This is a genomic window from Corynebacterium sp. KPL2734 (genome assembly GCF_040225595.1).
GTDB classification, from domain to species: Bacteria; Actinomycetota; Actinomycetes; order Mycobacteriales; family Mycobacteriaceae; genus Corynebacterium; species Corynebacterium rhinophilum.
In genome coordinates this window covers 1-10,892 of sequence record NZ_JBEHFO010000029.1, presented here as the reverse complement: position 1 = coordinate 10,892, position 10,892 = coordinate 1, and the positions used below count along the sequence as shown (strand labels likewise).

General features: G+C 57.6%; 8 protein-coding genes, 1 tRNA gene and 3 pseudogenes. 7 read left to right on the top strand and 5 right to left on the bottom strand.

Annotation, left to right across the window (positions count from 1 at the left end; translation table 11 throughout):
- The 4 genes and pseudogenes from ABRP88_RS11055 to ABRP88_RS11040 all read left to right on the top strand — a co-directional run.
- The coding region (locus ABRP88_RS11055; RefSeq protein WP_349837217.1) for an integrase core domain-containing protein at positions 1-205 on the top strand (205 nt) is incomplete at its 5' end.
- Between the two features lie 577 nt (positions 206-782).
- A pseudogene (locus tag ABRP88_RS11050) lies at positions 783-1,130 on the top strand (helix-turn-helix domain-containing protein); the annotation flags it as partial.
- A gap of 69 nt (positions 1,131-1,199) precedes the next feature.
- A pseudogene (locus ABRP88_RS11045) lies at positions 1,200-2,394 on the top strand (IS3 family transposase).
- A 40-nt stretch (positions 2,395-2,434) separates the two neighbouring features.
- A pseudogene (locus ABRP88_RS11040) lies at positions 2,435-3,316 on the top strand (integrase core domain-containing protein); the annotation flags it as partial.
- Between the two features lie 60 nt (positions 3,317-3,376).
- Here ABRP88_RS11040 and ABRP88_RS11035 read toward each other — a convergent pair.
- Positions 3,377-3,450, bottom strand: a tRNA-Gly gene (locus ABRP88_RS11035).
- 63 nt (positions 3,451-3,513) lie between these two features.
- Here ABRP88_RS11035 and dcd point away from each other — a divergent pair.
- On the top strand, positions 3,514-4,083 hold the full coding sequence (dcd, locus tag ABRP88_RS11030; RefSeq protein WP_284630788.1) for a dCTP deaminase: 570 nt from the start codon (positions 3,514-3,516) through the stop codon (positions 4,081-4,083).
- Between the two features lie 36 nt (positions 4,084-4,119).
- On the top strand, positions 4,120-5,442 hold the full coding sequence (locus ABRP88_RS11025) for a UDP-glucose dehydrogenase family protein (protein ID WP_349837216.1): 1,323 nt from the start codon (positions 4,120-4,122) through the stop codon (positions 5,440-5,442).
- Here the strand turns inward: ABRP88_RS11025 and ABRP88_RS11020 are convergent.
- From ABRP88_RS11020 to ABRP88_RS11005, 4 genes are all read right to left on the bottom strand, one after another.
- On the bottom strand, positions 5,439-6,599 hold the full coding sequence (locus tag ABRP88_RS11020; RefSeq protein ID WP_502879896.1) for a YibE/F family protein: 1,161 nt from the start codon (positions 6,597-6,599) through the stop codon (positions 5,439-5,441). The two genes, ABRP88_RS11025 and ABRP88_RS11020, sit on opposite strands and share 4 nt — an antisense overlap.
- Before the next feature lie 223 nt (positions 6,600-6,822).
- On the bottom strand, positions 6,823-8,052 hold the full coding sequence (locus tag ABRP88_RS11015; protein WP_349837215.1) for a pyridoxal phosphate-dependent aminotransferase: 1,230 nt from the start codon (positions 8,050-8,052) through the stop codon (positions 6,823-6,825).
- A gap of 55 nt (positions 8,053-8,107) precedes the next feature.
- Positions 8,108-8,758 (bottom strand): DUF1707 SHOCT-like domain-containing protein, encoded by a 651-nt coding sequence (locus ABRP88_RS11010; protein WP_349837214.1) that lies wholly within the window; start codon positions 8,756-8,758, stop codon positions 8,108-8,110.
- 74 nt (positions 8,759-8,832) lie between these two features.
- Positions 8,833-10,140 (bottom strand): cation:proton antiporter, encoded by a 1,308-nt coding sequence (locus ABRP88_RS11005; RefSeq protein WP_284770399.1) that lies wholly within the window; start codon positions 10,138-10,140, stop codon positions 8,833-8,835.
- A gap of 98 nt (positions 10,141-10,238) precedes the next feature.
- On the opposite strand from ABRP88_RS11005, the gene ABRP88_RS11000 reads away from it, so the two are divergent.
- A partial coding sequence (locus ABRP88_RS11000) for a hypothetical protein (RefSeq protein ID WP_349837213.1) occupies positions 10,239-10,892 on the top strand: 654 nt, incomplete at its 3' end.

Genomic DNA, 10,892 nt, shown 5'->3' with positions numbered 1-10,892 from the left:
TGCCCTGGCAGAATCATTTAACGCCACCTTAAAACGTGAAGTGCTACGTGATCGGAAAGTCTTTGACAACCCAATTAGCTGTCGCCAAGAGGTCTTCCGGTGGTGCATGCGCTACAACACGCGCCGGCGGCACTCCTGGTGCAATCTCGTAGCGCCTGATGTCTTTGAAACCAAGACTTCGGCTATACTGACCACAGCAGCATAGCTAGCCCCCCGACGTGTCCACTTTTCGGGGGTCGGGCCCAGCTTTGCCGCTGCAAGCTCTCAACCAGGCGATCGTGTGTGCTGAGGAAACAACAGGTCTCATTCACCATTCGGATCACGGCTCGCAGTACGTCAGCGTTGTCTACAACGAGCGACTTGCCCAGCACGGGATCACTGCTTCCACCGGAAGTGTTGGTGACTTATATGACAATGCTCTGGCTGAAAACGTTAACGGCCCCTCACAAGAGGCGAACTCATCCATACCCGCAGGTGGGATGATGTTGTCGAAGTAGAAATCGCCACGTTTGAGTGGGTGTCATAGTGGAACGAGACAAGGCTCCACCAAAGCCTGGGATACCGAACCCCAGCCAAGGTGGAAACCGAATTGTGAAAGAAGAACTTGCCACAGGCAATAATGGAAAACAAGGCACATGCCTAGGAACAAAACCCGGGGCACTTCAAACCGGCACCCCAGAACAAAAACGACTGAGATGCCGGTTTGTCAACGATGTCGCGACTGAACTGTCAAGCATGTCGCGACTCATGACATACTCATCAGTCGCGACATGTTTGACACTATGAATAGTCCCAACCGCAACATGGCCATCGTCAAGGCAGTCCGCAAACAGGGCCGCAGCCCCTCTAAAGTCGCCCAGCGTTTTGGAATCTCCCGCCAGCGCGTCTATCAGATCCTCAACGCCTTTGACGCCGGCGGCGCCGACGCCATCGCGCCTCGCTCTCGTGCCCCGCATACCCATCCACAGGCAGTGCCTGACAAGCTGCGTAAAGAAATCATCGCTATCCGCAAGCAATTAACTCGCCACGGGCTCGATGCCGGGCCAGACACCATTTCCTTCCACCTAGAAAAAGACGGCCACCGCAGCCCATCAACATCAACAATCCGCCGCATCCTCAACGCTGAAGGACCTGACCCCGGTTTGGTGGACACCTGATATCCAGCCCAGTCGGGCTGGGAAGAAAGGTAATCTACCACCATGTCCAGGTACTCCGAACAGTTCAAACGCGACGGTGTGGCCCTCTACGAAAACAATGAGGACCTCTCGCTGAACGCAGCATCAGCAGAGCTCGGTATCAACCGAGCCTCGCTGCATTCTTGGGTCAAGAAGTACGGCACCGGAAAGCGTGCGCGCATTAAAGCTGTGCATGATAAAGCCCAAGCGGCGACTGATTCTGAGCGAATCCGCCAGCTGGAAAAAGAAAACGCGAAGCTGCGCGAAGAACGCGATATTCTACGTAAAGCTGCTAAGTATTTTGCCGAAGAGACACGCTGGTGATCCGCTTCCAGTTTGTCTATGACCACCGAACCGAGTACTCGGTCAAGCGGATGTGCCACGTTTTAAAGCTCAATCGTTCCTCGTTTTATAAATGGGTCCAAACCCGTGAAAAGCGCAGGTTAAAGATGTGTTCCGATGCCCTTATTGGTGCGAGAATCACAACCATCTTTGATGATGAGCATGGTCTTTATGGTGCTAAACGCATCGCTGCAAGCCTCAACAGTGATACGGATTTCGGCCCGATAAATCACAAGAAAGTCGCACGAATTATGAAAGCCATGGGACTTAAAGGCTTTACCAAGCGCCGCCGATGCGTCACTACCAGGCGCAAGCCTGGCCACCGTGTCATGCCGGACTTAGTAGGCCGTAAAGTCACCGCCAACGAGCCGAACCGCGTTTATGTTGGCGATATTACCTACCTGCCCTGTAAGGGTGGCAAGAACATGTATTTGGCCACAGTCATTGACACGTATTCACGGAAACTTGCAGGTTATGCGCTCGCAGACCACATGCGAGTGTCACTGGTCGTCGATGCCCTAGCCCACGCACACGGTGTGCGTGGCAGTCTTGACGGGGCTGTATTCCATTGACGATCACGGCAGCGTGTACACCTCACAAGCTTTTAGGAACTATTGCTCGTCGTTGGGTGTGCGCCAGTCTATGGGAGCGGTAGGAACGAGTGCTGATAGAAGCCCTAGCAGAATCGTTTAACGCCACCTTAAAGCGGGAAGTCTTGCGTGATAGGAAAGTCTTTGACAATCCCATTATCTGCCGGCAGGAAGTCTTCCGGTGGTGCATGCGCTACAACACGCGCCGGCGACACTCCTGGTGCAACCTTCTAGCTCCCGATGACTTCGAAGCACTCACATCAGCTACACTGACCAAAGCAGCATAGCTAACCCCGACGTGTCCACTGTCCGGGGGTCGGGCCCGAAGGCCTTATCACCCCAGCACCGAAGAAGAAGCCTAAAAGCTCATTTGTCCGCTTTGAAGCCGCCATGCCCAATGAATGTTGGCAGGCTGATATCACCTACATCTATCTGGCAGATAACACCCGCGTCGACGTGCTGGATTTCCTCGACGATCACTCCCGCTACCTGCTATCTATTACCGCACGAGCCGGCTTTAGCGGCCCACAGGTAGCACAAGAATTAACCCGCCTGATCAACACATACGGCCCGCCAGCATCCACTCTCACCGATAATGGCTTAGTATTTACTGCCCGGCTAGCCGGGCGCAAAGCCGGGAGAAATGCCTTTGAAAAAGTCCTGACCACACACAAAATCCAACAGAAAAACGGACGGCCAGGACACCCGCAAACCCAAGGAAAAATTGAGCGATTTCACCAAACCCTTAAAAAATGGCTCGCCGCACGACCAGCCGCCCATACCATTGCTGAACTGCAACAACTCCTCGACGAATTCCGCGATTACTACAACACCACACGCCCACACCGCGCACTAGGACGACACACCCCACACCACAGCTACACCACCGGCACAAAAGCCAGCCCCAACGACAATCCCACACAAGAATGGCGCACCAGAAAAGACATCGTCTGGGACAACGGCAAAGTCACCGTCCGCTACGCCGGCAAACTCTTCCACCTAGGCATCGGGCGCGCATTCAAGAAACAAAAAATCCTCATGGTCATCGCCGACAACCACATCATCACATCACTAGCTGCGACCGGAGAAATCATCACCGAGAACTACATCGACACAGCCCGCGACTACCAAAAGCCCTACTGGAAAAAAGGCGACCCACCCCTAGACCCAAAACACGAAAAACCGGCACCCCAGAACAAAAACGACTGAGATGCCGGTTTGTCAACGATGTCGCGACTGACCTGTCAAACATGTCGCGACTCATGACAATGGAGCCGACGACGGGAATCGAACCCGCGCCAGCAGCTTGGGAAGCTGCAGTTCTACCATTAAACTACGTCGGCACTGCGCTAAATGCGCTTTCCCTACTATACACCTTGGGCAGGCGATTGAGTAGAATCGGGTCCGTGCTTCTTTCAGATCGTGATATTCGTTCCGCCATTGATTCCGGAGAGCTGGGCATCGACCCCTTTGATAGTGAGCTTATCCAGCCTTCTTCCGTTGACGTGCGCTTGGATAAGTATTTCCGGGTATTCAATAACTCCCGCTATACGCACATTGACCCCAAGGCGGAGATGCCGGAGCTTACCACGTTGGTGGAAGTAGAAGAGGATCAATCCTTCATTCTCCACCCCGGCGAGTTCGTCCTTGGTGCCACGCTGGAGAAATTCACCCTCCCGGCTGACCTGGCTGGACGGCTGGAGGGAAAGTCCTCGCTGGGGCGGCTGGGCCTTTTGACCCACTCCACCGCGGGCTTTATCGATCCCGGTTTTTCTGGGCACATTACTTTAGAGCTCTCCAATACCGCGAACCTGCCCATTGCGTTGTGGCCGGGGATGAAAGTGGGCCAGCTGGCCATCTTTAAGATGACCTCGCCGGCGGAAAGTCCCTACGGTACGGGTGCCTTGGGATCGAAATACCAGGGCCAGCGCGGGCCAACGCCATCAAAGTCTTACCTGAACTTCCGCAGGGATTAATCTGGTATTTACATAAAATCTCTAGGATGAGGTTTTATGCGGATGACTGTTATTGGCACCGGTTACCTGGGTGCTACCCACGCCGCCTGCATGGCGGAATTGGGACATGAAGTTTTAGGTGTCGATGTAGACGAGGATAAGATCGCCGTCTTGCAATCGGGCAAGGTTCCGTTTTTCGAGCCGGGGCTGCCGGAGGTGCTCGAGCGCAATATCGCTGCTGGGCGCTTAGGCTTTAGCACGAATTATGACGAGGCCGCACAGTTTGCCAACGTGCATTTTCTCGGCGTGGGAACCCCGCAGCGCCGCGGTTCCTATGCGGCAGACATGACCTATGTCAAGGCTGTCATCACGGACTTGGTACCCAAGCTGCGTGGGGAGCACGTCATCTTTGGTAAATCCACCGTTCCGGTAGGTACGGCGGCGGAACTCCAAGAACTTGCGGACGGTTTAGCGCCCGAGGGAACTCGCGTGGAAATCGCGTGGAATCCAGAATTTTTGCGCGAAGGTTATGCGGTGCACGACACCATTACCCCGGACCGCATTGTCATTGGCACCCGCGAATCAGAATCCCGCGCGGAAGAGCTTGCCCGCGAGATCTACGCGCAGCCGCTAGCGCAGGACACGCCCTTCATCGCGACCGATCTGCAGACCGCGGAGCTGGTAAAAGTATCCGCCAACGCTTTTTTGGCCACCAAGATTTCTTTCATCAATGCAGTTTCCGAGATTTGTGAGATCGCGGGGGCGGACGTGGTGGCGTTGGCGGATGCCATTGGCATAGACAAGCGCATCGGCCGCACGTTCCTCGGCGCGGGCCTGGGCTTTGGCGGTGGTTGCCTGCCTAAGGATATTCGCGCCTTTATGGCGCGCGCCGGTGAGCTCGGCGCCGATCAGGCCCTGACCTTTTTGCGAGAGGTGGACGCGATTAATATGCGGCGGCGCGACCGCATGGTGGACCTGTCTAAAGAAGCCTTCAATGGCTCGCTTTTGGGCCACCGCGTTACCGTGCTGGGCTGTGCTTTTAAGCCCAATTCGGATGATGTACGCGATTCGCCGGCGCTCTCGGTTGCTGGGTCCTTGTCCTTGGCGGGTGCTGCGGTGACCGTCTATGACCCTGAGGGTATGGACAACGCCAAGAAGGTTTTTCCCACCTTGGACTATGCCGCCGATACGGAATCCGCCTTGCGGGAGGCGGAGTTGGTCATCCTGGCCACCGAATGGCAGCAATTTAAGGTTCTGGACCCGAATGAGGCCGGCGAGCTCGTAGATAATAAGCACATTATCGATGGCCGCAATGTGCTCGACGTTGCGGCCTGGTCCAACGCCGGCTGGAAGATACAGGCGCTGGGCCGCACGCTCTAACGGCGGCGCGACGGGACCGTAAACGCGGCAATCAGCGTGGTAATCGGTACTGCTAGGGTCAGTGCCATGGCGCCGACGCCGGAGCGCAGGAGCTCGGTGGCGACGAGATCGCTGCTGAGGATTTGCCCTGCGGGGCGTTCGGCGGCGGTGATGAGCAGGAGTAGGGGCAAGGCGGCGCCGGTATAGGTCAAAATGAGGGTATAGACCATCGAGGCGATGTGGTCGCGGCCGACCCGCATGGCGGATAAAAATAGCTCGAGCGGTGAGGCCGCGGGATCGGATTCGTGCAGCTCGGTGATGGTGGAGGCTTGGGCAATGGCGACATCGGCAAGGCTGCCCAACGCGCCTACGACGAAGCCACACAGCAGCACGCCCAGGATGGAAACGTTGGGCATATATAACAGCAGCTTGAGGTTGTCTTCGGAGCTATAGCCTTGCAGCTGCGAACTATCGATGGCCGCCCACGCAAGGAATGCGGCGATGGCGAGCGCAGTCAGGGAACCGCCCACCGCGGAGGCGGATTTCCAATTCACGCCGTGGACGAGGGGAACGGCAAGGAGAATGATGGCGGTACAGGCGGCAAGCGCCACCCATAGGGGATTGGTGCCCGCGATGAGCGCTGGGATGAGGAAGCTGAAGACGATACCAAGGCTCAACCCCAAGCCGATGATCGCGCGCACCCCATGCCACGCCGCGAAAGCAATGATGACGATCGCGATGACCATGCCCCAGAGGAGGAGGCTATTGCTGCGCTGATAATCGGCAAAGGCATATGACACGGCCCCGGCGGGATCGGTGGCCTTGGACAGCACGATCTCATCGCCCGGCTGCAATTCCGGGTCGCCCGCGTTGCCGTAGGTGACCAATTGGGTCATCTTTCCCTCGTCCTCGCCGGAGGTGATCTTCACCAGCGCCCGGTCACAGTCCACTTCTTCCTTTTCCGGAATCAGCGGCGGGGTATCGAAGGCCAGGCCGGTCTGGTCCGATTGGCACGCCGAATGGTCGGTCTTTTCCACTGTTGCCTCAACCTGCGGATGGTTCAGCGCGTAGGTGGACTCGAACTCCTCCGAGGTGTGGCTAGAGGCGGCACTAGACGGCCAGAGGAAGACGAGGCTTATCAGCATGGCGATGAGCGCCGCGCCGATGGCGGTGACCAGCCCAACGCGCCACGGGTGGCCGGATACCTCTTGCACCAGCTGACGTGGATTTAGGCGTTCCAACGCCGACTGGCCTGGCGCGTGCCCGCTGGACCCAGATCGACGCTGCGCTTGCCGATGCCGCGAAGCCGAGCCCGATGCGGAATTAGAAACCGAGGAATGCCGTCCCATACGGTATATTGTGAACGATTATTACTGCAATTACCAATCGCCTGCTGGGATGCTATTGGCGGTAGCTCACCAAGAAATTGCCCAAGCGCTCGATGGCGTTTTCCAGCTGGGAAGCCCAGGGCAGCGTGACCACTCGGAAGTGATCCGGGTGCGGCCAGTTGAAGCCGGTGCCTTGGACCATGAGGATCTTTTCCGCCTTGAGGATATCCAACATGAGCTTGGAATCATCGTGAATGTCATAGACATTGGGATCCAAGCGCGGGAAGAGGTAGAGCGCGCCCTTGGGTTTTACTGCGGAAACGCCCGGAATCTCATTGAGCTTGTCATAGGCGATATTGCGTTGGCGCAGCAATCGTCCTCCAGCCCCGGTGAGCTCGTAGATGGATTGGCGCCCGCCCAACGCCACCTGGATAGCGTGTTGCGCAGGAACATTCGGGCACAGGCGGGTACCTGCCAGCAATTCGAGGCCCTCGATAAGCCCGTGCGCATGATGCTTCGGGCCCGTAATGACCATCCAGCCCGCGCGGTAACCACAGACGCGGTAGGCCTTGGACAGTCCATTAAAGGTAAAGGTCAAAAGATCGGGGGCCAGCGAGGCGATGGAGATATGCTGCGCATCGTCATAAAGGATGCGGTCATAAATCTCATCGGCCAAAATCAGCAGGTTGTGCTCCCTGGCGATGTCCACGATTTGCTGCAGGACCTCGCGCGAATACACCGCTCCGGTTGGGTTATTCGGGTTGATGACCACGATGGCCTTGGTCTTTTCGGTGACCTTGGACCGAATATCCTCGATGGATGGATTCCACTCGTCTTCCTCATCGCACAGGTAGTGCACTGGGGTGCCGCCGGCCAGCGAGGTTGCTGCGGTCCACAGCGGGTAATCGGGGGCTGGGATAAGGATCTCATCGCCGTTATTGAGCAGCGCCTGGGTGGTCATGGTGATAAGTTCTGATACACCATTGCCCAAGAAGACATCGTTGATATCAAAATGCGGGAAGTCCTCGAGCTCATAGCGTGTGACGATGGACCGCCGGGCCGAGGTAATGCCTTTAGAGGTGGAATAGCCCTGGGAGGTGGGCAGCGCGCCGATCATATCGCGCATGATGACATCGGGTGCATCGAAGCCAAAGACGGCGGGGTTTCCCGTATTGAGCTTGAGGATGGTGTGGCCATCCAGTTCCATTCTCTCCGCTTCCGCTGAGACCTCACCGCGAATATCGTAAGCGATGCCCTTTAATTTTTCGGACTGGTCAAAGATGCGGGGTTTGGGAGAAGTCATGGCAATATTGTGCCATCTTTCACAGCGTTAAGAAATATTGCAGCGCACCTCAGCGCTATTTATTATTCCACTTGTTGATTTGCTTCTTCGCCATTTCCATAGCCTGACCAGTAAGTTCACCGGCCTGTTGGCGGCGCTCGGCCCACTTTTTCTTTTCTAATTCTTTTTGGTGCGCCCGCTCGTGTGCCGTCAGTGCACGGATCTCGCGCTGCTGTTGGCGCTCAATCTGCCGCACCGAGGGGGCATGCCACGATTGCGGGCCCACCTTGGCCACGTACAAGAGGATCCACACGATGGGAATGAGCGCTGCGGCTACGGCGCCACCCGCCAGCAACCAGGGGCTGTTCATGGTGGCGCTGAGCATGACAAGAGTAGGAGATGCCGCGAGCAAAATGATCGAGCTGGTCAGGGCGGTAGCGATACGAGGCTTCTTCGCGGCATTAGCGGCGCGGTCCACATCGCCTTGGGAGTAGATCTTTACCTCTTGCGATCCGGTCGCAGGGATATCGCTGAAAATTGGTGCTAGGTCCTTGTGGGTAACGGCCTGCATGACGCTATCGGAGCGCTCCTCAAACTCGGTCATCGATAAGCGGCCTTCGCCCACTGCGCGGGCTAGATCCGTCAGGGCATCGTTGCGCTCTGAATCAGATAGACGCAGTGTCCGGTCATAGGGGGAGGGTCCGTAGCTATTAGTCACAGTCACCATAATAGACAAGCTGATTCAAAAAGAATATGCCCTGCCGCGGTGGCAGGGCATAGCTTCTAGTGCGGAGTAAAAGATTAGAGTTCTTGGGACTCTTCTTCCTTGTCGTCCTCGTTAGAATCCGATTTCTTCTTTGGGTCGGATTCATCAACCGTCTTGGAGTCTTTCCTTCCCACCAAGTTGGCCAGAAACGGGAAGATGGCAACGGTCAACGCGCCACCGGCAACGAAGATCGAGGCGGTTTCTTGCTTCATCAATTCGGAATTAACCGCCAGCGATGTCACAGCAACGATGATCGGCAGGCCGGTAGCCGTGTACAAACTGACCTGCAGGCGCTCGCGCACCGTTTCAATTTCGGAGCCGGTGTGACCCACATTCTCGCGCAGGAATACCGGCAGGCCGCGGGTAACGAGAATAAGCGCCGGGATGCCCAGTACCTTCCCTGGGTTATTAGCGATGGTATCCCAGTTAATCGTCATACCAGAGACCACGAAGAAGACCGGGATGAGCATGGAGTGGAAGACCACATCGAGGCGGTGCTCCAGCCGGCGATGGAACTCATCCGGAATGATGCGGTTCAAGATGATGCCGGCGGCGAAGGCGCCCAGCACGATGTCTAGTTCAAAGACCGCCGTGACGGCCATGAGGGTGGCAAGGATCAGGATGATAAGGCGCAAAATGGTTTGGTTGGTAGACCCCGCGCCGGAGATAAACGCCGCTTTAACCCACGGAATCGTCGTTGCAATGGCCGCCGGCATGATGGCAACAGCCACGGCGATGCCAATGAACGCGAGCATAATCAGCAGCGTGGTCCACGTGGAGCGCGTGCTAAGCAGCAGGGCCATCGCGGTAATGGGGGCGACCTCACCAATAGCGCCGTGAATCATGACCGATTTGCCCACTTTGGTCTCGAGCACGCGGTCCTGTTTTAGCATGGGCTGCAGTGTGCCCAGCGCCGTAGACGTTAGCGCCAGCGCCACCACGATAGCGCCCGGGACATTATCGACCAAGAAGTAGGCACCGACACCACAGGCCACGAGGCAGATAAGCCAGGTGGACAGTGCAGTTCCCGCTTCTTTGGTCTTGAGCGTAGAAATCTCGATCTCAAAACCTGCGAGCAAGAAGAGCGCACCAACACCCAGCTCTTTCAGCATGCTGATGCCAGCATCCTCATGGGCGACATCCAAAAGCGACGGGCCGATGACCATGCCAAAGATGATCAAAAGGGCAACGGCCGGCAGCCGGTTGCCCAACATGAACGACACTATCGGCGCCAGTAGCGCCGCAAGCATGATCCAGGCAAAGGAAACGAGGCTAGTGGTGTTTTCCGTCGCACCTGCTGCCAGAACAAAAGTATCCGCAGCCCATCCCACATCTAATTGCATGAATCACAGCGTACGCACTCACCCCTGCACATGCCTACTCGGTATTCGCGTCTTTCGGCGGTGAGGGTGGCTTCGGCGGTTCCGGTGGCTTTGGGGCCTTGGGAGCCTCTGCGCTTTCCGATGACGCCGGTGGTGCCGGCGGAGCGGGCGGCGTGGCCGATGCCGGCGGAGCAGGAGGCGCGGGTGGCGCCGCTGCCTCGGGTTTCTTGTCAGCCTGCGGTGGCTTTGGCGCTGCTGGAACCTGTGGCGCCTTGGCAGCTTGCGGAGCCTTTGGTGGCTGTGGAGCTGCAGGTGGTTGTGGCGTAGTTGGTGCTTGCGAAGCAGCGGGTGGCTGCGGGGCACTAGGCGGTTGGGGTGCCGCGGGTGCCTTCGCATCTGGAGCAGCCGGCGAAGTCGGGGCACCTGGAGCTGCCGGGGCACTTGGTGCTGCCGGAGCCTTCGGAGCCGCCGGGGCGCTAGGTGCCGAAGAAGAACCCGGAGCGGCAGGAGCAGCGGGGGCCTTGGGAGCCTTTGGTGGCGTGGGAGCACCCGGTGGGGTTGGCGCGCTAGGCGCGGAGGGAGCACTCGGTGCGCTGAGTGCCGAAGGGGCCTTGGGGGCAGCCGGGGTAGAAGGAGCCTTTGGCGCGGATGGAGCCGCAGCATTGGGGGCCGCGGGAGTCGTCGGAGCAGAGGGCGCGCTTGGAGCCGCCGGTGCCGAAGGAGCAGAAGGCGCGGCGGGTGGCGTGGTAGCGGTGGGGGTGTTGGTAGAGGAG